This is a genomic window from Rhodoferax sp. P2_H8_2, assembly GCF_056403235.1.
This window is the reverse complement of the sequence record NZ_JBFUFW010000011.1, coordinates 100,278-126,097: the sequence shown is the minus strand read 5'-3', so window position 1 is coordinate 126,097 and position 25,820 is coordinate 100,278. Positions and strand designations below refer to the sequence as shown.

26 protein-coding genes are annotated in these 25,820 nt (G+C 59.5%); 12 read left to right on the top strand and 14 right to left on the bottom strand.

Translation table 11 applies throughout. From position 1 onward, the window contains the following. The 3 genes from AC1DV6_RS17000 to AC1DV6_RS16990 all read right to left on the bottom strand — a co-directional run. Positions 1-363, bottom strand: a 363-nt coding sequence (locus tag AC1DV6_RS17000; RefSeq protein WP_477979515.1) for a hypothetical protein, incomplete at its 3' end; no start/stop codon positions are given. A 274-nt stretch (positions 364-637) separates the two neighbouring features. Next, a complete protein-coding gene (locus tag AC1DV6_RS16995; protein ID WP_477979513.1) occupies positions 638-1,660 on the bottom strand; it encodes an MBL fold metallo-hydrolase in 1,023 nt (340 codons plus the stop codon). A 16-nt stretch (positions 1,661-1,676) separates the two neighbouring features. Further along, complete coding sequence (locus AC1DV6_RS16990; RefSeq protein ID WP_477979511.1) at positions 1,677-2,585, bottom strand: AEC family transporter; 909 nt, start codon at positions 2,583-2,585, stop codon at positions 1,677-1,679. Between the two features lie 128 nt (positions 2,586-2,713). Between AC1DV6_RS16990 and AC1DV6_RS16985 the strand changes: the two genes are divergently transcribed. Both AC1DV6_RS16985 and xerD read left to right on the top strand, forming a co-directional pair. Then, the gene (locus AC1DV6_RS16985) at positions 2,714-3,676 is read left to right on the top strand and encodes a tripartite tricarboxylate transporter substrate binding protein BugE (protein WP_477979509.1); all 963 of its coding nucleotides are present in this window, start codon (positions 2,714-2,716) and stop codon (positions 3,674-3,676) included. Then, entirely contained in the window at positions 3,673-4,587 is a 915-nt protein-coding gene (gene xerD, locus AC1DV6_RS16980; protein ID WP_477979507.1) for a site-specific tyrosine recombinase XerD, read from the top strand. Before AC1DV6_RS16985 ends, xerD begins: the two co-directional genes overlap by 4 nt. A gap of 17 nt (positions 4,588-4,604) precedes the next feature. Here xerD and AC1DV6_RS16975 read toward each other — a convergent pair whose 3' ends face one another. Continuing rightward, a complete protein-coding gene (locus tag AC1DV6_RS16975) occupies positions 4,605-5,396 on the bottom strand; it encodes a ferritin-like domain-containing protein (protein WP_477979505.1) in 792 nt (263 codons plus the stop codon). Between the two features lie 172 nt (positions 5,397-5,568). Between AC1DV6_RS16975 and AC1DV6_RS16970 the strand changes: the two genes are divergently transcribed. Both AC1DV6_RS16970 and hslO read left to right on the top strand, forming a co-directional pair. Continuing rightward, positions 5,569-6,093 (top strand): gamma carbonic anhydrase family protein, encoded by a 525-nt coding sequence (locus tag AC1DV6_RS16970; protein ID WP_477979503.1) that lies wholly within the window; start codon positions 5,569-5,571, stop codon positions 6,091-6,093. Positions 6,094-6,159: 66 nt separating this feature from the next. Continuing rightward, entirely contained in the window at positions 6,160-7,149 is a 990-nt protein-coding gene (gene hslO, locus AC1DV6_RS16965; protein ID WP_477979501.1) for an Hsp33 family molecular chaperone HslO, read from the top strand. A 129-nt stretch (positions 7,150-7,278) separates the two neighbouring features. Here hslO and AC1DV6_RS16960 read toward each other — a convergent pair whose 3' ends face one another. Genes AC1DV6_RS16960 through AC1DV6_RS16945 form a run of 4 tightly spaced genes read right to left on the bottom strand, consistent with a single transcriptional unit; the run spans position 7,279 to position 11,421 of the window. After that, on the bottom strand, positions 7,279-7,554 hold the full coding sequence (locus AC1DV6_RS16960; protein ID WP_477979499.1) for a septum formation initiator family protein: 276 nt from the start codon (positions 7,552-7,554) through the stop codon (positions 7,279-7,281). A gap of 9 nt (positions 7,555-7,563) precedes the next feature. Beyond that, positions 7,564-8,847, bottom strand: coding sequence for a phosphopyruvate hydratase (gene eno, locus AC1DV6_RS16955; protein ID WP_477979497.1), 1,284 nt, complete (start codon positions 8,845-8,847; stop codon positions 7,564-7,566). A gap of 52 nt (positions 8,848-8,899) precedes the next feature. Next, positions 8,900-9,754 carry a 3-deoxy-8-phosphooctulonate synthase gene (gene kdsA / locus AC1DV6_RS16950; RefSeq protein WP_477979495.1) on the bottom strand — a complete coding sequence of 285 codons (855 nt, stop codon included), beginning with the start codon at positions 9,752-9,754 and terminating at the stop codon, positions 8,900-8,902. Beyond that, entirely contained in the window at positions 9,754-11,421 is a 1,668-nt protein-coding gene (locus AC1DV6_RS16945) for a CTP synthase (protein WP_477979493.1), read from the bottom strand. The genes kdsA and AC1DV6_RS16945 overlap by 1 nt, the downstream gene beginning before the upstream one ends. A gap of 377 nt (positions 11,422-11,798) precedes the next feature. Between AC1DV6_RS16945 and coaBC the strand changes: the two genes are divergently transcribed. Both coaBC and dut read left to right on the top strand, forming a co-directional pair. Further along, the gene (gene coaBC / locus AC1DV6_RS16940) at positions 11,799-13,025 is read left to right on the top strand and encodes a bifunctional phosphopantothenoylcysteine decarboxylase/phosphopantothenate--cysteine ligase CoaBC (RefSeq protein ID WP_477979517.1); all 1,227 of its coding nucleotides are present in this window, start codon (positions 11,799-11,801) and stop codon (positions 13,023-13,025) included. After that, the gene (dut, locus tag AC1DV6_RS16935) at positions 13,022-13,471 is read left to right on the top strand and encodes a dUTP diphosphatase (RefSeq protein WP_477979491.1); all 450 of its coding nucleotides are present in this window, start codon (positions 13,022-13,024) and stop codon (positions 13,469-13,471) included. The genes coaBC and dut overlap by 4 nt, the downstream gene beginning before the upstream one ends. A 300-nt stretch (positions 13,472-13,771) precedes the next feature. On the opposite strand, the gene AC1DV6_RS16930 is transcribed toward dut, so the two are convergent. Beyond that, positions 13,772-14,305, bottom strand: a complete 534-nt coding sequence (locus AC1DV6_RS16930) for an FKBP-type peptidyl-prolyl cis-trans isomerase (protein ID WP_477979489.1) — start codon at positions 14,303-14,305, stop codon at positions 13,772-13,774. A gap of 16 nt (positions 14,306-14,321) precedes the next feature. Here AC1DV6_RS16930 and AC1DV6_RS16925 point away from each other — a divergent pair, with 16 nt between their 5' ends. From AC1DV6_RS16925 to AC1DV6_RS16915, 3 genes are all read left to right on the top strand, one after another. Continuing rightward, the gene (locus tag AC1DV6_RS16925; protein ID WP_477979487.1) at positions 14,322-15,455 is read left to right on the top strand and encodes a JmjC domain-containing protein; all 1,134 of its coding nucleotides are present in this window, start codon (positions 14,322-14,324) and stop codon (positions 15,453-15,455) included. Continuing rightward, positions 15,442-15,945, top strand: a complete 504-nt coding sequence (locus AC1DV6_RS16920; protein ID WP_477979485.1) for a hypothetical protein — start codon at positions 15,442-15,444, stop codon at positions 15,943-15,945. The genes AC1DV6_RS16925 and AC1DV6_RS16920 overlap by 14 nt, the downstream gene beginning before the upstream one ends. A 157-nt stretch (positions 15,946-16,102) precedes the next feature. Further along, on the top strand, positions 16,103-16,303 hold the full coding sequence (locus AC1DV6_RS16915) for a hypothetical protein (protein ID WP_477979483.1): 201 nt from the start codon (positions 16,103-16,105) through the stop codon (positions 16,301-16,303). A gap of 150 nt (positions 16,304-16,453) precedes the next feature. Here AC1DV6_RS16915 and bamC read toward each other — a convergent pair whose 3' ends face one another. From bamC to AC1DV6_RS16890, 5 genes are read right to left on the bottom strand one after another with little or no spacing between them, the layout of a single operon-like run. After that, positions 16,454-17,545 carry an outer membrane protein assembly factor BamC gene (bamC, locus tag AC1DV6_RS16910; RefSeq protein ID WP_477979481.1) on the bottom strand — a complete coding sequence of 364 codons (1,092 nt, stop codon included), beginning with the start codon at positions 17,543-17,545 and terminating at the stop codon, positions 16,454-16,456. A gap of 25 nt (positions 17,546-17,570) precedes the next feature. Next, entirely contained in the window at positions 17,571-18,467 is an 897-nt protein-coding gene (gene dapA / locus AC1DV6_RS16905) for a 4-hydroxy-tetrahydrodipicolinate synthase (protein ID WP_477979479.1), read from the bottom strand. 33 nt (positions 18,468-18,500) lie between these two features. Continuing rightward, a complete protein-coding gene (locus AC1DV6_RS16900; RefSeq protein ID WP_477979477.1) occupies positions 18,501-19,064 on the bottom strand; it encodes a class I SAM-dependent methyltransferase in 564 nt (187 codons plus the stop codon). 1 nt (position 19,065) lies between these two features. Beyond that, a complete protein-coding gene (locus AC1DV6_RS16895; protein ID WP_477979475.1) occupies positions 19,066-19,191 on the bottom strand; it encodes a hypothetical protein in 126 nt (41 codons plus the stop codon). Positions 19,192-19,195: 4 nt separating this feature from the next. After that, complete coding sequence (locus tag AC1DV6_RS16890; RefSeq protein ID WP_477979473.1) at positions 19,196-20,416, bottom strand: MFS transporter; 1,221 nt, start codon at positions 20,414-20,416, stop codon at positions 19,196-19,198. 126 nt (positions 20,417-20,542) lie between these two features. On the opposite strand from AC1DV6_RS16890, the gene AC1DV6_RS16885 reads away from it, so the two are divergent. From AC1DV6_RS16885 to parC, 3 genes are read left to right on the top strand one after another with little or no spacing between them, the layout of a single operon-like run. Continuing rightward, positions 20,543-22,525, top strand: a complete 1,983-nt coding sequence (locus AC1DV6_RS16885; RefSeq protein WP_477979471.1) for a DNA topoisomerase IV subunit B — start codon at positions 20,543-20,545, stop codon at positions 22,523-22,525. Then, the gene (locus AC1DV6_RS16880; RefSeq protein ID WP_477979469.1) at positions 22,497-23,378 is read left to right on the top strand and encodes a lytic transglycosylase domain-containing protein; all 882 of its coding nucleotides are present in this window, start codon (positions 22,497-22,499) and stop codon (positions 23,376-23,378) included. The genes AC1DV6_RS16885 and AC1DV6_RS16880 overlap by 29 nt, the downstream gene beginning before the upstream one ends. Positions 23,379-23,405: 27 nt before the next feature. Further along, positions 23,406-25,784: a DNA topoisomerase IV subunit A gene (parC, locus tag AC1DV6_RS16875; protein ID WP_477979467.1), complete on the top strand. Its 2,379-nt coding sequence runs from the start codon at positions 23,406-23,408 to the stop codon at positions 25,782-25,784. Positions 25,785-25,820 lie beyond the last annotated feature (36 nt).

The following is a 25,820-nucleotide window of genomic DNA, read 5'->3' as shown; positions in this document are numbered from 1 at the left end:
GGATCTATCCATTGGGAAGATGACAGCATGAGGTTGACTCTTTGCAATCATCTGGCTTCTCGCCCAAGGAAAAAACTCAACCTTAGCGTTTGGGATACCCATGCGCTTGGACATATTCAGCAAAATCTCGCCAATGGCTCCGGGTGCATTTGCCCCCGTTTCAATTGTGAATGGTGGATATGGCAACGTCAGTAGACGCGGCGATGTCTCTTCGGGCGCACAAATCGCCGTACGGGCGACAGTACTAATGATTGTCACCACGAAGAATTTAAAGATTGAACTTGTCATCCTTAACTTTATCTTTTTTTCCAACGGATTTAGTGTGAGCGCATTTGCTGCAAATTGCAAGACGAACAGCTGCATGCCTTAGCTCATTCAAATACACAGTGCGTATACTGACGGCATCCACGGTCACCCTGGAAGTGGCTGAGCCACAGGAAGTTCGATCGCCCTCTCAAGGGGCACTGTAATGTTGGCTCAATATTGCAGATTTGGTGGAGAAATTGACCTGCAAAAATTGGACAATCTTGTAGGGCCACTCCCGGCCCGCAGAAGCAATCGACCGGTTGAATCCGCCGCCCAAAGCAGACTTTGAATAACTGCAGCTGGTCGGAACGCGCCAGACGTACTTACGGTGTCACCGGCCAGTCTCCAATCCCGCAAACACGTTCATCGCCTTCCACTCTGCCGGCATCCGCAAATCCATCTTGGCTTCCTGCGCGCGACGCTGCAAGTAATTCAGACTCACATCCACATGGTCCAGCGGCGGTGGCAAGGCTTGCATGGGGCCATTGGATGAAATCCAGAAATCGTCCCAATGGATGGGGATGATGCGTTTGGGCTGTGTCGTTGCAATCACTTCATTCCACAGCGTGTCGCGATACGCTTCGGTCTGGTTGCCCAGTGTGCCAATGCCCATCATCACGACATCTGCTTTGACGCCTTTGAGCGCGCCCGGCACGAAGCCCGCAGTGCCGGTGATCAACAGGCGTTTGCCTTCGTGCTCCACCAGAACGGCGTAGCTTTGCCCTTCCTTGTAGGCAAAGGCGCGCTGTGGTGGCACCAAAGGCGCGGTAACTTCGCCGCCGGTGAAGCCAGTGGGCGCGTGGATGCTGGGGTAGAGCGTGACGGTGAACTTGCCGAAGGTGTAGGGCTTGTTCATTTCCGCCACGCGGATTTGCGACTCGGCCAGTCCCCAGCCGCGGCCGATCATGGCGGTGGACGAGGAGCCTAGCAACAGCGCGCCGGTGCGTTTGGCGACTTCGGGGGCGTCCATTGCGTGGTCGTAGTGCGAGTGCACCGGGATGATGGCGGCGAGCTTGCCAGTGTGCTGACCGATCCCTGCGCGTTGCATGCCACGGGTGATGCCTTCAAGGTCTGGTTGCACCGTCCCTGCCAGGCTGCTCATGCGGTCCGGGCGCGAGAAAAATCCATCGGTCATCAGCGCAGTTTCGCCGTCGTCCAGCAGCACGGTGGCAACGCCGAGAAAGCTGACCTTCAACGTGGAAGAGGGCGCGGCCGTATCCGGCCAGCGCAGGCTATCGAATGGTTTCAGTGCGGGTGGGTGTGTCAGCATCCATGTGACTGCTGCGACGCCCGTGACCAATAGCAGCAACAGCGCGGCAAGCACCCATTTGAACCAGAGCCAAAATTTCTTCATCGCTGTCTCCCGATCGCTATTGCGCCAGCACGCCCAGCGCCAATGTCAAACTCAGTACGCCCAACACGGTAGACAGAGTGACCAGCCCGGCGACATAGGCACCGTCATAGCCCATGCGCGCCGCGAGTACATAACAGCTCGATGCAGTGGGCAGCGCGGAGAAGGCCAGCAGCACCGTGGTTTGCAATCCCCCCAGTCCAAACAGATGCGCGACACCGACTGCGACGATGGGCAGAATCAGATGGCGAATGGTGAGCACCGAGACTGCCAATGTCTTGGCCCGGTACAACGCGCCCAGTTGCATGCCGGCGCCAGCGGCCATCAGGCCTAGTGCAAGAGACGCTGCGCCCATGCGCGAGATAGTGGGCTCCAGCCAGGTAGGCAGGGTGAACCCGGCCAGGTTGGCGATCAGTCCTGTGGCCGTGGCAATGATCAACGGGTTGCGCATCAACTCGCGTCCTAGGTGACGTTCCGAATGACGCGCCATTGGCCAGACAGCCGCTACATTGAACAGCGGCACACAGACACCAATCAGCACCGCGATCTGCTGCACGCCTTGTGGTCCGGCAATGCGCTCGGCTAGCGCCAGGCCGATGAAGGAGTTGAAGCGAAACGCCACTTGGGCGCTGGAAGCGTGGTCGCGTGCGTTGATGTGGCTGCGAAGCCATGGCGAGTACGGTAGGGCGTAGGCCAGCGCAATGCCGACAAAGCCCAGTGTCCAGCCCGCACCCATCAAGCGAGACGCGGCGCCCAGGTCCAGCGGGCTTTTGATGATGCTGTGGAACAGCAATACCGGAAACAGCAGGAAGTAGACCAGCGATTCGACCTGCTCCCACACAGCGCGGTTCAGTGCGGTAAAGCGGCAAATCAGATATCCACACAGAATGAGCGAGAAATCCGGGAACAGGAGCTGGGCGTAATTCACGCTGGTGAGAATACCAGCCGACAGCCCCAACGACCCGTCTCAGGCAAAACCAGCATTGCGAAAGCTGCTTTGGCGCGTACCATGTGGGCTTGTCCCGTTGGCATTCGTTACTTGAGGAGAATATCTACATGATCCGTCGCAGCCTTGTGTCCCTGAGTCTTTTGTCCGCATGCGGCTTTGCCGCCGCGCAGGCTTACCCCAATAAAGTGATCAAGCTGCAGGTGCCGTTCGCACCGGGTGGAACCACCGACATCATTGCCCGCACGATTGCCGAGCCCATGGGCAAGGCCTTGGGCCAGAGCGTTATCGTAGAGAACAAGCCTGGCGGCGGCGGCGTCGTGGGCGCGAACGAGACGGCCAAGGCCATGGCCGATGGTTATTCCCTGGGTGTGGCGACGGTGTCCACCGTGGCGGCCAATCCGGCCATCAACCCCAAGAACCCGTACAACCCGCTGACGGATTTCACACCCATCATCAACGTGGCTGCTACGCCCAACGTGATTGCGGTGCACCCCAGCTTTCCGGCCAAAGACTACAAAGGCTTTATTGCGGAGCTGAAGAAGTCGCCCGGCAAATACTCTTACGCAACGTCAGGCACCGGTGGCATCGGCCATTTGCAGACCGAGCTCTACAAGAGCCAGACCACGACCTTTATCACCCACATTCCTTACCGCGGCGCAGGCCCGGCGCTGAATGACACGGTAGCCGGACAAGTGCCTATCATTTTTGACAATCTGCCTTCGGCTTTGCCCTTCATTCAAGGTGGCCGCCTGGTGCCCATTGTTATCGCAGCGCCGCAGCGCCTGGCGCAGTTGCCCAACGTGCCCACCTTCAAGGAAGTGGGCCTGGAGCCGGTGAACCGCATGGCGTTCTATGGCATCTACGGCCCCAAGGGCCTGCCTCGCGAGATCGTGGACAAGATCAATGCCGCAGTCCGCAAGGCGCTGGAAGACCCTGCGGTCAAGAAGCGGATTGAAGAGACGGGGTCCATCATCATTGGCAATACGCCCGAGCAGTTTGCTGCCCAGATCAAAGCGGAGTACGAGGTCTACAAGAAAGTGGTGGACACCGCTGGTTTGCGGCTGGAATGACGGTTGGCGCCACAGCAAACCTGACGGACATCGATGGGTTCATCGATGCGCTGTGGCTGGAAGAAGGGCTGTCCCGCAATACGTTGGCGGCCTATAGACGGGACCTTAGCCTGTACGGTGCCTGGCTTGCCAGCACCGGGCGAACCCTCAAGGACACGCGCGAGCAGGACCTGCAGGGGTATTTTGCGTTCCAGCATGCAAAGACCAAGGCCACCACCGCGAACCGCCGCCTGACCGTATTCAAGCGCTACTTCCGCTGGTGTCTGCGTGAGGGGTTGATGCAAACCGACCCCACGCTCAAGTTGCAGTCGGCCAAGCAGCCAATGCGCGTGCCCAAGACCTTGAGTGAGGCCCAGGTGGAGGCGCTGCTTGCGGCGCCCGACACGGGTACCGAGCTGGGTGTGCGGGATAGAACGATGCTGGAGCTGATGTACGCCAGCGGCCTGCGCGTCAGCGAACTGGTGACACTCAAAACGCTGCACGTCAGCATGAACGACCATGTGTTGCGCATCATGGGTAAAGGCAGCAAGGAGCGCCTGGTACCTTTTGGTCAGATTGCGGGTGACTGGTTGCGCCAGTACATGGGCGCTGCACGCACCGCGTTGCTGTCGGGCAAACAGACCGATGACCTGTTTGTCACTGCGCGCGGCACCAAGGCGGGTGGCGCCATGTCGCGGGTGATGTTCTGGATGGTGGTGAAAAAATACGCCAAGGCCGCAGGCATCCATTCACCGCTGTCACCCCATACCTTGCGCCACGCATTCGCCACACACCTTTTGAACCACGGCGCGGATCTGCGCGCGGTGCAGATGTTGTTGGGTCACGCGGACATTTCAACCACAACGATTTACACGCACGTTGCGCGAGAGCGCCTGGCCGCGCTGCACTCGCAGCACCATCCGCGGGGATAGCGTGATCCGGGGAAGACTCAGAGCATCCCCGGATCTTGCAAAGCGAGTAACTCGGCTTCTTCAAACCCCGCCAGTCGCCGCGCCGGCAGATTGAAAGGCGCCTTGAGTTTGGGCGCGTCGTACCGTTTCGCCAGATCGGCATAGGTGGCGATCGGATCCAGCCCGCGTTGCGCGCACAGATAGCGGTACCAGCGGTTGCCCGCGGCCACATGGCCAATCTCGTCGTGCAGAATGATGTCCAGTATCTTGCCCGCCTCGTGGTCCCCTGCGCCAACCAGTTTTTTCTTGACGGCCGGGGAAGCGTCCAGCCCACGCGCCTCCAGCGTGCGCGGCACCAGCGCGATTCGGGCGAGGAGATCTCCCTTGGTGCGCTCCGCCATATCCCACAGCGTGTTGTGGGCGTCGAAGTCGCCGTAGTCAAAACCCAGCTGGAGAAGGTGGTTGCGCAAGAGCGTGAAGTGTTTGGCCTCTTCCTGCGCGATAGTGACCCAGTCCTGGTAGAAATCGTCGGGCATGCCGGGAAAACGCCAGACGATATCCAACGCCAGATCGATGGCATTGAACTCGATATGCGCAATGGAGTGGATCAGCGCGGCCCGACCCTCAGCCGTGCGCAGCGATAGCAACTGGATGGACTTCGCATGCACCAGCAGTGGCTTTGCGGGACGCCCCGGAATGCCCGGAGCTTCAGGGATGTGCGCGTCGGCACCAACGGCGATGGAGACGTCCAGCGCCAGCGTGTCGGCTGCCTTGGTGGGGGCATCTTTTTGGAGCAGCGGGGAAACTACGATGGCGCGCAGGCTTGGCATACCCGACATTGTAGGGATTGTGGGTTGCTATAAAAACAGTAGCTGCTTACGCAATCCCTGCGCGCTCTGGAGGCAATTTTCATGCATATTTCAGAGCTAGATCAAAGCCCCGGCGTGCCATGGGCGGGCACCATCTCTACAATCTTGGCTTTGCCCCAAACAATCTGCAGCCATGGCCATTTACGAACTCGACAACATCTCCCCCCGCATCCACGACAGCGCCTGGGTTGCGGACAGCGCGCAGGTGATGGGCAATGTGGAGCTGGCCGAGGACAGCAGCGTCTGGTTCGGTGTGGTGATTCGCGGTGACACCGAGGTCATCAAGGTCGGCAAGGGCAGCAATATCCAGGACGGCACGGTCATGCACGCCGACCATGGCAAACCAACGACAGTGGGCGAGAACGTGACGGTGGGCCACAAAGTGATGTTGCACGGCTGCACGATTGGCGACGGCTCGTTGATTGGTATTGGCGCTGTGGTGCTGAACGGCGCAAAGATCGGCAAGGGCTGCATCGTTGGCGCGGGTTCGCTGGTCACCGAGGGCAAGGAATTCCCGGACGGTTCAATGATCATAGGCAGCCCGGCCAAGGTCGTACGCGAACTGACCGAAGCACAACAGCAGGGCCTGCAAATGAGCGCCCTGCATTACATAGAAAATGCGCGCCGCTTCAAGACCGGTTTGCACAAGATTGCCTGAAACTTTGTGGGATAGACCAATAGTTACACGCAGTGAAATTTGCTCTGTCCTCAACTAATTAAAAATATGTCTGAACTTCATAAATTTTTGTTTGACGGCCTGCCCGTGCGCGGCATGGTCGTGCGCCTGACCGACACCTGGCGCGAAATCCTGAAGCGCCGGGCGTCCAACACGACCACGGGCGCCTATGCGCCTCCTGTGGCTGCCATGTTGGGTGAAATGACGGCAGCAGCGGCCCTGATGCAGTCGAACATCAAGTTTGATGGCTCGCTAATCCTGCAAATCTTTGGTGACGGACCAGTCAAATTGGCCGTCGTGGAAGTGCAGCCGGATCTGGCGTTGCGGGCGACTGCCACGGTAGCGGGCGAAGTCGCTACCGATGCCTCCTTGGCGCAGATGATCAACGTCAGCAATGAGGGACGCTGTGCCATCACCTTGGATCCCAAAACGAAATTTCCCGGGCAACAGCCTTACCAAGGCGTCGTCCCATTGTTTGATGACAACGGCAAGCCGATCAACAAACTCAGCGCCGTGCTGGAGCACTACATGCTGCAGAGTGAGCAGCTCGATACAACGCTGGTGTTGGCCGCTGATGAGAACATTGCTGCGGGCTTGCTAATCCAGCGCTTGCCCATGGAAGGCAGTGGCAATCTGGCCGGCAGCATGGTCAGCAAGGAGAACGAAGACCAGATCGGCCTCAACGAGCACTACAACCGAATCGCCACGCTGGCCTCCAGCCTGAAGCGCGAGGAGTTGTTGACACTGGATGTGGACACGATTTTGCGTCGCCTGTTCTGGGAAGAGCAGGTCACACGCTTCGAACCGTTGATTGGCGACACCGCGCCCCGCTTTGCCTGCAATTGCAGCCGCGAACGGGTTGGCAAGATGATTTTTGGCTTGGGACGCGAGGAGGCCGAGAGCATCCTGACAGAGCGTGAGAACATTGAAGTGGCCTGCGAATTCTGCGGCGTGCAGTACCGGTTTGACCCTATCGATGCGGCACAGTTGTTTGCAGCGCCCGGCAACATTGTGCAAGGCAGTACCAAGCCGCAGTAATCCCTGTCATGTCAGTTGATGGTGTGGGGTGGGCCCCATTGCGAAATCAAGGGGGAGCCCGAAGGGCGGAGGACATTCGCTTTGGGGTTTCGCGCCGCAGCGTCAACGTGCGCGAAAGGGAGCCGAAAACTACCGTGCCACCTGCACGTAGATTTCGTTGGCCTTGACCATGCCCAGCTCTGAGCGGGCTTTTTCTTCAACGATTTCCAGGCCTTCACGCAAGTCGCGGATTTCTGCAGACAGCCGGTCATTGGCAACCGCGGCCTGTGCATTGCGTTTTAACTGGTCGTCCAATTGCGCCGACAGCTTGGCCACATTGGGCACGCTGCCCCGCCCAAACCACAACTGCGCGTGCAGGATCACCAGCAGGCTCAGTAGCAGAAAGGGGACGAGGCGGCGGCTCATGCCCGTGTTTTAACGCAGGTTGTAGAACGCAGCGCGTCCGGGGTACACAGCCACATCACCCAGGTCTTCTTCTATGCGCAGCAACTGGTTGTATTTGGCCATGCGGTCCGAGCGCGAGAGCGATCCCGTCTTGATCTGACCGGCGTTGGTACCGACTGCGATGTCGGAGATCGTGTTGTCTTCGGTTTCGCCGGAGCGGTGGCTGATCACGGCGGTGTAGCCCGCGCGCTTGGCCATTTCGATCGCAGCGAAAGTTTCGGTCAGTGTGCCGATCTGGTTGATCTTGATCAGGATCGAATTGGCAATGCCTTTGTCGATGCCTTCTTTCAGAATCTTGGTGTTGGTGACAAACAGGTCGTCTCCGACGATTTGTACTTTCTTGCCCAAACGGTCGGTCAGGATCTTCCAGCCATCCCAGTCGCCTTCGGCCATGCCGTCTTCGATGCTGATGATGGGGTACTTGTCGACCCAGGTCGCCATGATGTCTGTCCATTCCTGGCTGGACAGGGTCAGGCCTTCGCCCTCGAGGTGGTACTTGCCGTCCTTGTAGAACTCGGAGGCCGCGCAGTCCAGGCCCAGCGCGATTTGCGTGCCGGGTTCGTAGCCTGCTTTGGTGATGGCCTCCAGAATCATCTGGATGGCTGCTTCGTGGTTCGCTACGTTAGGGGCAAAGCCGCCTTCGTCGCCCACCGCGGTGCTGATGCCCTTGTCGTGCAGGATTTTCTTCAGCGCGTGGAACACTTCGGCGCCCCAGCGCAGCGCTTCACGGAAGTTCGGTGCGCCCACGGGGATGATCATCAGCTCTTGCAGATCAAGGTTGTTGTTGGCGTGCTCGCCGCCGTTGATGACGTTCATCATCGGCACGGGCATTTGCACCGCCGACATGCCGCCAAAGTAGCGGTACAGCGGCAGGCCGGACTCTTCGGCAGCAGCGCGTGCCACGGCCATGGAGACCGCCAGCATTGCGTTGGCGCCCAGTCGGGACTTGTTGTCAGTGCCGTCCAGGTCGATCAGCGTCTTGTCCAGGAAGGCTTGTTCGGAAGCGTCCAGGCCCAGCACGGCTTCGGAGATTTCGGTGTTGATGTGTTCGACGGCTTTGAGCACGCCCTTGCCCAAGTAGCGCTTCTTGTCGCCATCGCGCAGCTCGATCGCTTCGCGCGAGCCGGTGGAGGCGCCGCTAGGCACCGCGGCGCGGCCCATGGTGCCGGACTCCAGCAGAACGTCGCATTCGACGGTGGGGTTGCCGCGGGAATCCAGAATTTCGCGGCCGACGATATCAACAATTGCACTCATTAGCTACTTTCGGTTCAAGTCAATAAAAGGGTTGGTCCGATGATGGGGCCGTTCAGTTGAAGTCGGCTTCCAGGAATGGTGTTTTTTTGGTTACGGAATCCAGTGCCACCAGGGTCTCCAGCAGCGCTTTCATGTGTTTAAGCGGCACGGCATTGGGTCCGTCTGACCATGCCTCGGCTGGGCGGGGGTGGGTTTCCATGAAGAAGCCCGCCACGCCAACGGCAGCACCGGCGCGGGCCAACACGGGCACCATCTCGCGCGCACCGCCACTGGTGGCACCCTGGCCGCCGGGCTTCTGCACCGAATGGGTCACATCGAAGACCACAGGCGCGCCAGACTTGCGCATTTCTGCCAGGCTGGTCATATCGGCTACAAGGTTGTTGTAGCCAAAGCTCACGCCGCGCTCGCAGGCCAGAAAACTGTCGGGCGAGAGCCCCACCTCTTCGGCGGCGGCGCGTGCTTTGTCGATGACGTTCTTCATGTCCCATGGCGCGAGAAACTGGCCCTTCTTGATATTCACCGGCTTGCCGCTTTGGGCGACTGCGCGGATGAAGTCGGTCTGGCGACAAAGAAAGGCGGGCGTCTGCAGCACATCAACCACGCTGGCCACTTCGGCAACCTGGGATGCTTCGTGCACATCCGTCAGTACGGGCAGTCCCAACTGACGGCGCACTTCGCTCAGGATGTGCAGTCCCTTTTCCATACCGACACCGCGCTTGGTCGCGCCGGAAGACCGGTTGGCCTTGTCGAAGGAGCCTTTGTAGATCAGGGGGATACCCAGGGCGGTGCAGGCTTCCTTGAGCTGGCCCGCCACGTCGATGGACATTTCCAATCCTTCGATGGAGCAGGTGCCTGCGATCAGAAAGAAGCGATGTTCCAGGCCGACGTCAAATCCGCAGAGCTTCATCAGGCAGCTACTTTCAAACTGGTTCCCGCCGCCTGGTGGTCCAGTGCAGATTTCACAAATGCATTGAACAGCGGGTGACCGTCCCAGGGCGTGGACTTGAATTCCGGGTGGAACTGCACACCGACAAACCAGGGGTGCACGCTTTGTGGCAATTCGACCATCTCGGTCAATTGCTCGCGCTGTGTCAGTGCAGAAATCACCAGACCGGCGGTACGCAATTGGTCCAGGTAGTTCACGTTGGCTTCGTAGCGGTGGCGGTGGCGCTCGGTCACTACATCGCCGTAGATCTTGTGGGCCAGTGTGTTCTTGGCCACGTCAGAGCTTTGTGCGCCCAAGCGCATGGTGCCGCCCAGGTCGGAATCCTTGTTGCGGGTCTTGATGGTGCCGTCAGAGTCTTTCCACTCCGTGATCAGCGCAATCACCGGGTTCGGGCTATCCGGTTCGAACTCGGTGCTGTTGGCGTTCTTCAGTCCCGCCACATGGCGCGCGAATTCAATGGTGGCAACCTGCATGCCCAGACAGATGCCCAAATAGGGCACCTTGTTCTCGCGGGCAAAACGGGCCGCACAAATCTTGCCTTCAATACCGCGTTTGCCGAAGCCACCGGGTACCAACACCGCATCAAACTTGGCCAGCCGGATCACGCTGTCCGCAGTGATGGTTTCGGAGTCGATGTACTCGATCTTCACCTTCACATGGTTTTTCATGCCGGCATGGCGCAGGGCTTCGTTGAGCGACTTGTAGCTGTCGGACAGATCGACATATTTGCCGACCATCGCGATATTGACTTCGCCCTGTGGGTGCTCGGTCTCGTAGACCAGATCGTCCCAACGCTTCAGGTTGGCGGGCGGTGTGTTCAGGCGCAGCTTGTCGCAGATCAGGCCATCCAGACCTTGCTCGTGCAACATGCGCGGCACCTTGTAGATCGTGTCCACATCCCACATGGAGATGACACCCCACTCAGGCACGTTGGAGAACAGCGAAATCTTCTGGCGCTCTTCAGCGGGAATGGGGCGGTCAGCACGGCACAGCAGGGCGTCGGCCTGAATACCGATTTCGCGCAATTGCTTGGCGGTGTGCTGGGTCGGTTTGGTTTTCAACTCGCCAGCAGCAGCAATCCAGGGCACATAGCTGAGGTGCACAAAGGCGCTGTTGTTGGGACCCATCTTCAGGCTCATCTGGCGCACGGCTTCCAGGAAGGGCAGGGATTCAATGTCACCCACGGTGCCGCCAATTTCCACAATCGCCACGTCGACCGCATCAGGTTCGCCGTAGCGCGCACCGCGTTTGACGAATTCCTGGATTTCGTTGGTGACATGGGGGATGACCTGTACGGTCTTGCCGAGGTAATCGCCACGGCGCTCTTTGTCGAGCACGCTTTTGTAAATCTGGCCGGTGGTGAAGTTGTTGGACTTGCGCATCCGCGTTTCGATGAAACGCTCGTAGTGCCCTAAATCCAGATCTGTTTCTGCGCCGTCGTCGGTAACAAATACCTCGCCGTGCTGCAGGGGCGACATGGTGCCCGGGTCGACGTTGAGGTAGGGATCCAGCTTGATGAGAGTGACTGTCAGGCCCCGCGATTCCAGAATCGCAGCTAAGGAGGCTGAGGCGATTCCCTTGCCAAGGGAGGACACCACACCGCCGGTGACGAAGACAAATTTGGTCATGTCAGGGGGAGCATTGCGCTCAGGGAGGTGGTAAAGCGAGATTATACGTGTCGTAGTCAGGCGGACTAACCTCCACGTGTAGACATTTGCGCCTGCCGGGGTTGGGTATGCCCCAGGGCCTCATCAGCCCGCTGCGCGGCCAGCAAATCGGCTCTAGGGCATACCCAACCCCGGCGAGTTGAAGTTATGTAGGCACTGAAGGCCTTCATACAGAACTACCGCTCACACTCGGGGCTGTGTGCCGTGTCCCCGGTAGCCGATTTGCTGGACGCGCAGCGGACTGATGAGGCCACCGGGGACACGGCACATAGACCTGCGAGCACAGGAGCTTCGTGGACGACGGACTTCAACGCCCCGCCTCTGCTACATTGCTGCCGATGAACGATCTAGCCGGTAAACACATAGTCCTCGGCCTCACTGGCGGTATCGCCTGTTACAAGGCGGCGGAGCTGTGTCGCGCGCTGATTAAAGAGGGCGCCACGGTGCAGGTGGTGATGACCGAGGCTGCGGCCCAGTTCATCACGCCGGTCACGATGCAAGCCTTGAGCAACCGAGCCGTGTTTGATTCGCAGTGGGATGCGCGCCCCGAGAACAACATGGCGCATATCAATCTGAGCCGCGAGGCCGATGCGATTTTGATTGCACCTTGCAGCGCGGACTTTATGGCCAAGCTATTACATGGCCGTGCGGACGACTTGCTGAGCCTGATGTGCCTGGCCCGTCCCATCGCTACGGTGCCTTTGCTGGTTGCCCCGGCGATGAACCGCGAGATGTGGGCACACCCTGCGACGCAGCGCAATCTCGAACAATTGCAATCTGACGGCGCCTATCTATTGGGCGTGGGCTCTGGCTTTCAGGCCTGTGGCGAAACCGGCGATGGACGCATGTTGGAGCCCAACGAATTGCTGCAGGACGTCGTCGCTTTTTTTCAGCCCAAAGTGTTGGCGGGCAAGAGCGTGTTGGTGACCGCAGGACCTACCTTCGAGGCGATTGACCCGGTGCGTGGCATCACCAATTTGTCCAGCGGGAAAATGGGGTTTGCGATTGCGCGGGCGGCGCACGAAGCCGGCGCAAACGTCACTTTGGTCGCTGGCCCCGTCAGTTTGCCTACGCCGCGTGGTGTTACCCGCATCGATGTGAAATCTGCATCAAATATGCTCGAAGCCGCCGTAGAACGTGCGCAAGCAGCTAGCATATTCATAGCAAGCGCAGCGGTGGCCGACTGGCGTCCGGCGCAGGCCGCGGACCAGAAAATCAAAAAAGACGGCTCCGGCCAGCCGCCGACGCTGGGGTTTGTCGAAAACACAGACATCCTGGCCACCATTGCAAAGTCGCCGCGCGCACAAAGTGGCGCGCTGTATTGCGTAGGTTTTGCCGCCGAGAGCCATGACCTACTGGCCCATGCCACTGCCAAGCGTGAACGCAAAGGCGTGCCGCTGCTGGTCGGTAACATCGGCCCGGCTACTTTTGGTCAGGACGACAATGCCTTGCTGCTGGTCGACGCCAAAGGTTCCAAAGAAATCCCCCGTAACAACAAACTCACGCTGGCCCGTTTGCTGGTCGCCGAGATTGCATCCCGCTTATCTGTTTCTTCCTCAAAATGAAAATCGACGTCAAAGTTGTAGACCCCCGCCTCATCGACAACCTGCCCAGCTACGCCACGCCTGGTAGCGCTGGTCTGGATTTGCGCGCTTGTCTGGACGCACCGCTGACACTTGAGCCCAATGCCTGGCAACTGGTGCCGACAGGCATGGCCATCCATCTAAACGATCCCGCTTATGCCGCACTGATCCTGCCGCGTTCGGGGCTGGGTCATAAGCACGGCATCGTGTTGGGCAATCTGGTGGGTTTGATCGACAGTGATTACCAAGGCCAATTAATGGTCAGCGCCTGGAATCGCAGTGATGTGGCCTTCACCATTCAGCCGATGGAACGCATTGCGCAATTGGTGATCGTTCCGGTGGTGCAGGCGCAGTTCAATATCGTGTCGGAGTTTGCTGCTGCCTCAGAGCGCGGTGAGGGTGGTTATGGGTCTACTGGGAAGCAGTGACGCTCATTCGGGATTGGTCCTCGCCCGCTGATAGTGCGGGGTAAGCCCCAAAGGGAATGTCCCCCGGCCTTCGGCCTCCTCCTTGATTTCCCAATGGGGCCAACCCCGCACCATCAGCTTGAGACACAGTAGCCGAAAGTGAAGTCCTGGTAGTTGACACGCCAACACCGTCTCAGATCAGGTGGGTTGGGTGCTCCCCGCAGCGAAATCAAGGGGGAGGCCGAAGGCCGGAGGACATTCGCGGAGGGGAGTATCCGACACGCATGATCCAGAAGGGGAGCTTCCGAGTCTGACCGTTAGTCAGTGCAAGTGATCGTTACCCGGACCTTGCTCGTGCAAAGGTTGAATACGAAAGAAGCCAGTACCGGCAGACCCACGACCAATCTCTTCGTCGGTTGCCTCACGAACACTTTCCACTTTCAAGCTGATACGAATCGCAATACCCGCCAGCGGGTGGTTGCCGTCCAGCACCACATGCTCGGGGTAAATGTCAGTCACGGTGTACAGCGTGTCGCGCGGTGCATCCGGGTTGCAGCCTTCAGGCAGGGCAGAGCCTTCAAAGGTCAGTCCTTCCTGCAAATCCACAGGGAACAGTTCGCGCGGCTCCAGAAACAGCAACTGGTCATTGAAATCGCCAAAGGCCTGTTCGGGTTCGATCTGTAAATCCAGCGTGGCGCCTGCAGAGTGTCCTTGCAGCGCAGCTTCAATCGGGGGCAGCAGGTCGTGGCCGCCCAGCAAAAATTCGACTGGATCGTCCAGAACGTCCAATACTTCGCCCAAAGTGTCTTTCAGCGTCCAGGTAAGGGCAACGACGCATTGCGGTGTAATTTCCATAGGCGAGAATTGTCCCATGAACGTTCAACAAACTCTTCCCCTGCTCGGCGGCCTGTCGCCTGCCACTTTCATGCGCCGCCACTGGCAAAAAAAGCCATTGGTGATCCGGCAGGCGATTCCCGGCTTTCAGCCTTTGCTGGACCGGTCCGAGTTGTTTGAGATGGCTGCCAGTGAAGATGTGGAATCCCGCTTGGTGGTGCACAAGGCGGTTAAGTCCGGCCCAGGCTGGCAGATGCGCCACGGGCCGTTTGAGCGCAAGTCCCTGCCGCCGCTGAAGCAAGCGGGCTGGACGCTGCTGGTGCAGGGCATGGATTTGCATGACGATGCAATGCATGCGTTGTTGAATCAGTTCCGCTTTGTACCGGATGCGCGGCTGGACGACCTGATGGTCAGCTATGCGAGCGATGGCGGTGGCGTGGGGCCGCACTTCGACAGTTACGACGTGTTCTTGCTGCAAGCGCGTGGTCGCCGCCGCTGGCGTATCGGCAAACAAAAAGACCTGACATTGCAGCAGGGCGTGCCGCTGAAAATCCTGGCGAACTTTGAGCCTGAAGAAGAGTTTGTGCTGGAAGCCGGTGACATGTTGTATCTGCCGCCGCGCTACGCGCACGATGGCATCGCCGAGGGCGAGTGCATGACCTATTCCATTGGCTTTCGCGCGCAGGGTGCAGCAGAGGTCGCGCAAGAGGTATTGCAGCGCCTGGCTGAAGGATGCACAGAAGAGGGCGCAGGGGTTTTGTACCGCGACCCGACGCAGTTGGCGGTGGAACAAAGCGCTGAGATTCCACGAGCGCTGGAAGCTTTTGCCCGAGCGGCTCTGGAGCAGGCATTGAAAGATCCGCTGGCAGTCGCACGCGCGCTTGGCGAGCACCTGAGCGAGCCCAAAGCCAATGTCTGGTTTGAAGACCAGGAGGATGCGCAACTGCAAGGCGCCATCCGGTTGGACCGCCGTACCCGCATGCTGTACGACGAACACCATATCTTCATCAATGGCGAAGGCTTTCGCGCGTCAGGGCGGGATGCCAAGCTGATGCGGCAGTTGGCGGATGCGCGTATGCTGGATGCGAAGGCGGTGGGTTCGCTCAGCGGCCCGGCCAAAGACCTGGTTCAAGAATGGATGGAAGCGGGGTGGTTGCATGACGAATCCTGAAGACCCTCAACTGTTGGCGACAGGCCCTTTCTCCGGCCCGGCGGAATTCACTGCGCTGGTACGCAGCGCCATCGCTTGCGCGGCGCGCGAGGGATGGAAGCAGATGACTTGGTGCGATACCAATTTTGAAGACTGGCCCTTGCGCGAGAAGGCTGTCGTAGAAGACTTGCACGCATGGGCTGGCACCGGTCGCAAGCTGGTGCTGCTGGCGCAGAATTTTGACGCGATAGAGCGGCACCACGCGCGTTTTGTGGATTGGCGCATCCGTTGGGACCATATCGTGGAGTGCCGCGTCTGCCGCCCGCGTGCAGGTACTGAATTCCCCAGCGTGTTGTGGGGGCCGCACTGGTTTATGCACCGGCTCGATTTGGTGCGCTGCCGCGGGGTATCCAGTTATGAAGCCCAGACGCGTGTGGGCCTGCAGGAGGAGCTGGAAGAGTTTCGCAAACAGAGCACGCCAGGCTTTCCCGCGACCCGTTTGGGTTTGTAAAGTTGGGCTGCGCCCACTTTTGGGGCATTTAGTCGCTGTTATATAATTTAGGGCTCTGGTAGGAGGAGATCGAACGCTTTTTACCAGGGCTTCGGCGGCTTGCTGCCTGAGCAATTTCCGGAAATTGTTTCGTCAACTCACTTAATTGTCTTTAAAAATGAACAAATCTATCGTTTTGGCAGCTGTTATCGCTGCTGCTGCTCTGGCCGCTTGCGGTAAAAAAGAAGAAGCTGCTCCTGTTGCCGCTCCTGCTGCTGCCGCTCCAGCACCTGCTGCTGCTCCTGCTGCTGACGCATCTGCTCCTGCAGCTGCAACTGCTGCTCCCGCAGCCGCTGCTTCCGAGCCAGCTAAGCAGTAATCTGCCCAAGCGAAAAAAAACCACCTTCGGGTGGTTTTTTTTCGTCCCCAAGTTGGGGATCTGATCAGTTGGGGTCAGAGCACATCACTGCGTGAGTGGTCTGACCCCAAAACTCGGCCCCAAGAGGCGCGAGTGGTCTGACCCCAAAGTTCACTTCAAGTCGTCAGCGATCACTTTGATGATGCGCTGTGCATTTGCGGAGTTGTCAGGTGCACCCTTGGCGTCCTGGATGGCCACAGTGGTCAGCTCGCCCTGGCTCTTGACTGTGATCTGGTACTTCAGCGCGTCAATCGCCTTCTCGCTGGAGAACAGCTTGGCAAAGAAGCCTGGCTCGTTGCCATCCTTGTCCGACGCGTAGCGCACGAAGTAAATGCCCTGTTTGCGGTCGCGGTCTTCGACGGTGAAGCCTGTGCGATCCAACGCCAGGCCGACACGGCGCCAAGCGCGATCAAAGCCTTCTTCGATCAGCACGACTTGCTGACCATTCACAGTGGATACGCTGGAGCTTGACTTCACGGGTGCGGCGCTGGAAGCGGCCACCAATGTCGCAGCCTGCTCCTTGGTGGATCCCAGTCGGACCATCAGGCGGCGCAGGAATTCGGCCTCGAGTTCGGGGTCCGTGGCGCGGGGCTGCCAACGGGTGTTGTCCTTGGACTCAGAGGTGTAAACCTCGATCATGCCGCGGTGGCTGATGTAGATTTCGGTGTTGCCATTGGCGTCGCGCTCCAGGCGGGTGCGGAACTTGTCGCGCTCACTGGTGGAGTACAGACCGTCGAGAATTTTGCCCAGCGCGGTGCGGATGAAATCCTGTGGAATCTTGGCACGGTTTTCGGCCCAGTCGGTTTCCATGATGCCCAAGGTGTTTTGGTCTTGGGTCAGGGTGAAACCGTTGTCGGTCCAGAAGTCTTTGATAGGCTCCCACAGCTTGTCGGCCGGACGGGCCACCACCAGCCAGCGCTGGTTGCCCTGGCGCTCGATGCGCACATCGCCCAACGTCGTGGCGGCAACAGGCGCCTTGTCGGCTACGGGCTGGTTGCCCTGAAAGCCGGAGGCAGACACGGCCCCACCCACCACGGTATAGCGGGTGTCTCTGGACAATTGGGTCAGATCAGGCGGTATATCCAGGGACGGCGCCTTGGCTTTTGCGTTACTGCGGTAATCAATCTTCTCGCCATCCAGGGAGGAGCATGCTGCCAATGACAGGGCAATGCCCAGAAGTGCCAATTTGGGGGAATGGTTCACAAATATCCTTAAAGGGAGAAAAACTTCAAATCAGGCCAGTGGATTGCATAACGCGCTCCAAGGTCTGCTGGTTGGCCGGTGTCAACGGAGTCAGTGGCAGGCGCAACGCCTCACCACACAGGCCCATGCGGGATGCTGCCCACTTCACGGGAATGGGGTTGGATTCAACAAAAAGCGTTTTGTGCAGAGGCAACAGGCGCATCTGGATGTCCATCGCCTTGGCAATGTCGCCGGCCATGGCCGCCATACAAAGTTCGTGCATCAGTTTAGGTGCAATATTGGCCGTGACGCTGACATTGCCATGGCCGCCGCACAGCATCAGTGCGACTGCGGTCGGATCGTCACCGGAGTAGATGGAGAAGCTTTTTGGAACTTCCTTGATCAGCCATTGCGCGCGTTCGATGTTGCCGGTGGCTTCCTTGATGCCCACGATGCCAGGCACCTGCGCCAGACGCAAAACCGTTTCGTGCGCCATATCGGCAACCGAGCGGCCGGGCACGTTGTACAAAATGACGGGCAGATCGCCAGTGGCTTCGGCAATCGCCTTGAAGTGCTGGTACTGGCCTTCTTGTGTGGGCTTGTTGTAATAGGGAACGACCTGCAACTGGCAGTCCGCGCCAACCTTCTTGGCAAACTGGGCCAGTTCAATCGCTTCGCGCGTGGAGTTGGCGCCGCAACCGGCCATCACGGGTTTGCGGCCTGCGGCTTGCTCGACCGAGACGCGGATGATCTCGCAATGCTCTTCTACCGTGACGGTGGGCGACTCGCCGGTGGTACCGACCACGCCAATGCAGTCGGTGCCCTGGTCTATGTGCCAGTCAATCAGCTTGCGCAATGCGGGGTAGTCCACCCCGCCGCTTTCCAGCATGGGAGTGATGAGTGCAACGATGCTGCCGCGGATCGGGCCGGTAGAGGAAGTCATGAAGGCAAATGTTTCAGGAAACGGGCATTTTAACTAGAGTGGATAGCGCTTTCGGGCCAGGTCTGTGTCACTGCCCGGTAAAGGCTTGACGGCCGCGATGCGCTGCACAAAACGCGCGGGCGCCTCCAGTGTGCCATTCTCATAGGCCACGATGTGCCAACCGCGGCAAAGTTCCAGCAGCTCGCCTGGTTGCAACAGGAAGTCTGCGCGACTGGGGCGGCCTACCGTTTCGTTGCCCATAGCGAAGGTTTCGTACAGCAAAACGCCACCCGGCGCCACGCTTTCAAGGATGGTGGGCAGCAGCGCGCGCCACAAATAATTGGTGACTACAACAGCGCCGAACTGGGTTGGATGCGATGCAGTGAGCAAAGGCCAGGGATTGGCTTCAATGTCTGCGGCAACCAGTGTGCCCGGGCACCGCGCTGCGTTGGCTGAGGTCAGGTCGCGGTCCACGCCAGTGACGGGGTGACCACGGCCATGGAACCACGCCATGTGCCGACCTGATCCGCAGGCCACATCGAGCACACTGGCGCCCGGCGGCACCAAGTGCGACCAACGGGCAATCCATGGCGAGGGAGGCGAAGTCTGGCAATCCACCTTAGAAACAGGCCCAGATCTGGTTGGAGATTTGCACCAGAAAATCGGGCTGCATATAAAGACTGGCGGCAGCGGCCAGGGCCAGCCCTGCTACCAGATACCAAAGCCAGTGCTTGCTGTGGTTCATGGTGTCAGTGGGCACCGGCCAGCGTCGGGCGGGCAATGGCCCGCTCCTTGATTGGCAAATTCACCAGCGCAGCCAGTACGCCCAGTGCAATCGCGATGTACCAGACGATGTCGTAGCTGCCGGTGCGGTCATACAGCACGCCGCCCAGCCAGACGCCCAGGAACGAGCCAATCTGGTGGCTGAAGAACACAAAGCCGCTGAGCATGGACAAATGTGCGACGCCGAAAATCTGCGCCACCGTCGCGTTGGTCACCGGAACAGTAGAGAGCCACAAGAAACCCATTACGCTGGCGAATATGTAGACGCTGGCGGGTGTCAGCGGGGCGATCAGGAACAGGGAGATGGCCACGGAGCGGGCGAAGTAGATGAAGGCCAGTATCTTTCGCTTGGCCATTTTTTGACCGAGCACGCCTGCTGTGTAGGTGCCGAACACATTGAACAGGCCGATCAGCGCCAGCGCGTAACTGGCGACTTCAGGCGACAGGCCTTTGTCTTTCAAATAGCTGGGCATGTGCACACCGATGAAGACGACCTGGAAGCCGCACACAAAGTAGCCGGCCATCAGCAACTGGAAGCTGGGGTACTTGAAGGCTTCTGCTACGGCCTGCATCACCGTCTGCTCCCGTTTCGGCGCAGTGCCGCCGGCAAAACCCGGTTCGCGCAGGCCCCAAGCCAGTGGCGCCATGATCAGCGCGGCCAAGCCCAGCAGCGTCAGCGCTTCTTGCCAGCCAAAGGTGCGGATGGCAAAGCCTTCGATAGGCACCATCAAAAACTGCCCGAACGAGCCGGCTGCCGCTGTGATGCCCATCGCCCAGGAGCGCTTGGCTTCGGGCACGTTGCGACCGATGACGCCGTAGACCACGGCGTAAGTGGTGCCGGCCTGAGCGATACCAATGAGGATGCCGGTGGACAGACCAAACAGCAATGGGGTATTGGCATAACCCATGCCGATCAGACCTAACGCATATAGAAGAGCGCCGCCCACGATCACGCGGAATGCGCCAAAACGGTCGGCAACGATGCCAGCAAAGATGCCACTGACGCCCCAGGCCAGGTTCTGGATGGCGATTGCAAAGGCAAAGGTTTCGCGGGTCCAGTCCCGGTCTTGGGTGATCGGCTGCAACCACAGCCCAAAGCCATGGCGTATGCCCATGGACAGCGTGACGATCATCGCCCCGCAGACGAGGACCTGGGTCATGGATAGGGTTTTGGGGCTGGTATGCATGCCGCCTAATGTAGCGATTTCGGGTTGGCGGCGCAGTGCTGACGATGACACCCTTGTCGTCAGTAGAATTGGCTTACTGTGGTTTCGTACAGTGAATGAGCATCCGCCGAACTACAATCCCGCGCTATGGCAACAAGCAACTCCGTCAAACCCAACTCCGAATACTCCGAAGGCTCTATCCGCGTCCTCAAGGGACTGGAGCCTGTCAAACAGCGTCCGGGCATGTATACCCGGACCGACAACCCGCTGCACGTGATCCAGGAAGTGTTGGACAACGCGGCCGATGAAGCGCTGGCCGGCTTCGGTAAGAAGATCAAGGTCATCCTGCATACCGACGGTTCGGTCACCATCGAAGACGACGGCCGCGGTATTCCGTTCGGCATGCACCCGGAAGAAAAAGCCCCGGTGATCGAGCTGGTCTACACCCGTCTGCACGCAGGTGGCAAGTTCGACAAGGGCAAGGGCGGCGCCTACAGCTTCTCCGGCGGCCTGCATGGCGTGGGTGTGTCCGTGACCAATGCCCTGAGCAAACGGCTGGAGGTGACCAGCTACCGCGAAGGCCAAGTGGCCCATATCGTCTTTTCCGGCGGCGACGTCACCGAAGCGCTGCAATTGCGCAAAGCCGGTGAAGGCGACCGCAAGTCGGGCACCACGGTACGCGCCTGGCCGGACGCCAAATACTTTGAGTCAGCGGCGCTGCCCATGGCCGAGCTGACCCATTTATTGCGTAGCAAAGCGGTGCTGATGCCGGGCGTCAGCGTGACGCTGGTGGTTGAGAAGACCAAAGACACACAGAACTGGCTCTACAAGGGCGGCCTCAAAGACTATCTGATGCAGACGCTGAACGGCGACCCTGTCATCCCGCTGTTTGACGGCGAAGGCTTTGCGGATGCGCAGAGCGACAACTTTGCCGAAGGCGAGGGCGCCAGCTGGTGCGTGGCTTTCACCGAAGAAGGCAACCCGGTGCGCGAGAGCTATGTGAACCTGATCCCCACCAGCGCTGGCGGCACGCACGAAAGCGGCCTGCGCGATGGCTTGTTCACGGCGGTGAAAAGCTTTATCGAGTTGCATAGCCTGCTACCCAAAGGCGTCAAGCTGATGCCAGAAGACGTGTTTGCGCGCGCCAGCTATGTGCTGAGCGCCAAAGTGCTGGACCCGCAATTCCAAGGCCAGATCAAGGAGCGCCTGAATTCGCGCGACGCGGTGCGCCTGGTCTCCAGCTTTGTACGCCCCACGCTGGAGCTGTGGCTGAACCAGCATGTGGACTACGGCAAGAAGCTGGCCGAGCTGGCCATCAAGGCTGCACAGACCCGGCAGAAAGCCGGGCAAAAAGTTGAGAAACGCAAGAGCAGCGGCGTGGCCGTGTTGCCCGGCAAGTTGACGGATTGCGAAAGCAAAGACATCGCCTACAACGAAGTGTTTCTGGTCGAGGGCGATTCGGCGGGTGGTAGCGCCAAGATGGGCCGCGATAAGGAGAATCAGGCGATCTTGCCGCTGCGCGGCAAGGTGCTGAACACCTGGGAGGTGGACCGCGATCGCCTGTTTGCCAATACCGAAATCCATGACATCTCGGTCGCTATTGGCGTCGATCCACACGGCCCGAATGACACGCCCGATCTGTCCGGCCTGCGCTACGGCAAGGTATGCATTCTGAGTGATGCGGACGTGGACGGCTCGCACATTCAAGTGTTGTTGCTCACGCTGTTCTTCCGCCACTTCCCCAAGCTGATCGAGACCGGCCATGTGTATGTGGCCCGCCCGCCACTGTTCCGTGTCGATGCGCCGGCGCGCGGCAAGAAGCCAGCGTCCAAGGCCTATGCCCTGGACGAGGGTGAACTTACCGCGATCCTCGACAAGCTGCGCAAGGAAGGTGTGCGCGAAGGTGCTTGGTCCATCAGCCGTTTCAAAGGCTTGGGCGAGATGAATGCCGAGCAGTTGTGGGACACCACGCTGAACCCAGACACGCGGCGTTTGCTGCCTGTTGCATTGGGCGCGATTGACTTTGGCGCCACCGAGGCGCTGATCACCAAGCTGATGGGCAAGGGCGAAGCGGCGGCGCGGCGTGAACTGATGGAGTTGCATGGCGACTCTGTTGAGATTGATGTTTGAGTTTGCTATAAAAAAAGTAGCTGCTTACGCACTTCTACTGTGCGCTGCAGCCTCTTTTGATGCAAAAGCAGATGTCTGGAGCTATGTTGATGAGCGCGGCGTGGCGCACTTTGCGTCCACACAACTGGATTCGCGGTACGAAGTTTTTTTTCGTGGTGGGATGAACCCCGATCCGCTGTCAGACGACAACCGCGCGGTGCCAGTGATATTGGACAGCTCGGCCACCAACAAAGTCATGGCCTGGCTGGATTCGTCCTCCAACTTCCGCTCGGTGGAGCATCTGGTGCGCAGTGCGGCTACCACGCACAAAGTGGATTTCGCGTTGTTGAAAGCTTTGATCGCCACCGAGTCCGGTTTTGATGCGTCTGCCGTGTCGCCCAAAGGCGCGGTGGGTTTGATGCAGGTGATTCCTGATACTGCGAACCGCTACGGTCTGATGGGCAACCGCAAAGTGTCGATACAGACCAAACTGAAAGACCCGCACACCAATTTGCAGGCGGGCACGCGCTATTTGCGTGACCTGTTGAACATGTTTCCCGGCCAACTGGAGCTGGCGCTGGCGGCCTACAACGCAGGTGAAGGCGCGGTGCAGCGGGCCGGCAACAAGATTCCCAATTACCCCGAGACGCAGAACTACGTGAAGACGGTGATGCAGCTGTACTACAGCCTGAATCCGATGGCATCCTCCCGGGGCGCTCGCACGCCGCTCAACGCCGCAAGCTCCGGCAATGGGGTTGTCACCAATATCAACCCATCCCCCGGTCCGCAAATCGGAACGACACGGCGCGGCAATATGGTGCCGTCGGTAACCAACATTCCCGCTGCGCCCGCACCCGCGACGCGCGCACCCTGACCCCAACCTGATTTCAATCGAACTGCCATGGACCAACCCACTCTTGACCTGTCCCGCCCCGAAGACGGAGGAGACGACGAACTGAACCTCGCGACCTACGCCCAGCGCGCCTACCTCGAATACGCACTGAGCGTGGTCAAGGGCCGCGCACTGCCTGACGTCTGCGATGGCTTGAAGCCCGTGCAGCGGCGCATCCTGTATTCGATGTCGCGCATGGGGCTGGGCTTTGGCGGCGCCAATGGCAACACCGGTGCCAAGCCGGTCAAGAGTGCCCGAGTGGTGGGTGACGTGTTGGGCCGCTTTCACCCACACGGCGACCAGTCGGCGTATGACGCGCTGGTGCGCATGGCGCAGGACTTTTCGCAGCGCTATCCATTGGTGGACGGTCAGGGAAATTTCGGTTCGCGCGACGGCGACGGCGCCGCGGCGATGCGCTACACCGAAGCGCGCCTGGCCAAGATCACCAGCCTGTTGCTGGACGAAATTGACCAAGGAACGGTGGACTTCCAGCCCAACTACGACGGCTCTACCGAAGAACCGTGCCAGTTGCCTGCGCGCCTGCCCTTCAGTTTGTTGAATGGCGCCAGCGGCATTGCGGTAGGCTTGGCGACAGAAATCCCGAGCCATAACCTGCGCGAGATTGCCGACGCCTGCGTCGCGTTGATCAAGACGCCAGCGATGGCGGACGCCGAGTTGTACACGCTGGTGCCCGGCCCGGACTTCCCCGGTGGCGGCCAGATCATCAGCCCGGCGAGCGACATTGCCGACGCCTACCGTACCGGCCGCGGTTCGCTGAAGGTGCGTGCCCGCTGGAAGATTGAAGACCTGGCGCGTGGCCAGTGGCAACTGGTCGTGACCGAGTTGCCGCCCGGCGTCAGCAGCCAGCGCGTGCTGGAAGAAATCGAAGAGCTGACCAATCCCAAGGTCAAAGCTGGCAAGAAGGCGTTGTCGCAAGAGCAAACGCAATTGAAAGCCAGCATTTTGAGTGTGCTGGACGTTGTGCGTGACGAATCGAACAAGGACGCAATGGTGCGTCTGGTGTTCGAGCCCAAGACCAGCCGCATTGAGCAGCAGGAATTGATTACGGCATTGCTGGCCCATACCAGCCTGGAAACTTCTTCACCGATCAACCTGACGATGGTGGGGCTGGATGGGCGGCCCACACAGAAATCGCTGCGCCAGATGCTGACCGAGTGGATCAGCTTTCGCCAGACCACGATTGAAAAGCGCAGCCGCCACCGCCTGGGCAAGGTGCTGGACCGCATTCATATCCTCGAAGGCCGCCAGCTTGTTCTGTTGAACATCGACGAAGTGATTGCCATCATCCGCCAGGCAGACGAGCCCAAGGCGGCGCTGATAGAGCGCTTCAAGCTGAGTGATCGTCAGGCCGAAGACATCCTCGAAATTCGCCTGCGCCAATTGGCGCGGCTGGAAGCCATCAAGATCGAGCAGGAACTGTCTGAGCTGCGCACCGAGCAGGGCAAACTGGAAGAAATTCTGGGCAGTCCCGCCGCGCTGCGCCGTCTGATGGTGAAAGAGATTGAGGCCGACGCCAAGGTATTTGCCGATGCGCGCCGTACGCTGATCCAGACCGAGAAAAAGGCCGTGGCCGAAGTCAAGGTGGTGGACGAACCGGTGACCGTGGTCATTAGTGAAAAAGGCTGGGTGCGGGCACGCACGGGCCATGGCCATGAAGCCTCCACCTTTGCCTTCAAGGCAGGTGACGGCCTGTACGGCACGTTTGAGTGCCGCAGTGTCGATACGCTCCTGGTGTTTGGCTCCAACGGGCGCATCTACTCGGTGGCGGTGTCGCTGCTGCCCGGTGGCCGCGGCGATGGCCAGCCGGTGACGACCTTGATCGAGCTGGAAAGCGGCACGCAAATACTGCATTACTTCGCAGGCCCATCCAATGCCACGCTGTTGTTGTCCAGCACCGGTGGCTATGGCTTTATGGCCACAGTGGAAAACATGATTTCGCGCCAGAAGGCGGGCAAGGCGTTTGTCGGTGTTGGCGAGGGCGAGACCCAATGCCGTCCCTCGCTGGTTTCTGGCGCCCAAGGCAGGGTCACTGTGGCGGGCACGCCTGCGCCGTTGGTGGCACCCGCAACCCATGTGGCCTGCGCATCGACCGGTGGCCGCATTCTGACCTTTGAGATCAGCGAACTCAAGACCATGGAAAAGGGCGGTCGTGGCCTGATGCTGATCGACCTGGAGGCCAAGGACACGCTGGCCGGTGCGGCGGCCTATACGCGCAGCATCCGCATTGACGGCATAGGCCGCGGCGGCAAGGAGCGCGACGAGACGCTGGAGATTCGCAGCCTGAACAACGCCCGTGCAGCGCGTGGACGTAGGGGCAAGGCGGCAGATCTGGGGTTCAAACCCACTTCCATTTGCCGTGTAGAGTGAGTAAATTCAGGGCGGTATCCAAAAAATCCATAAAAC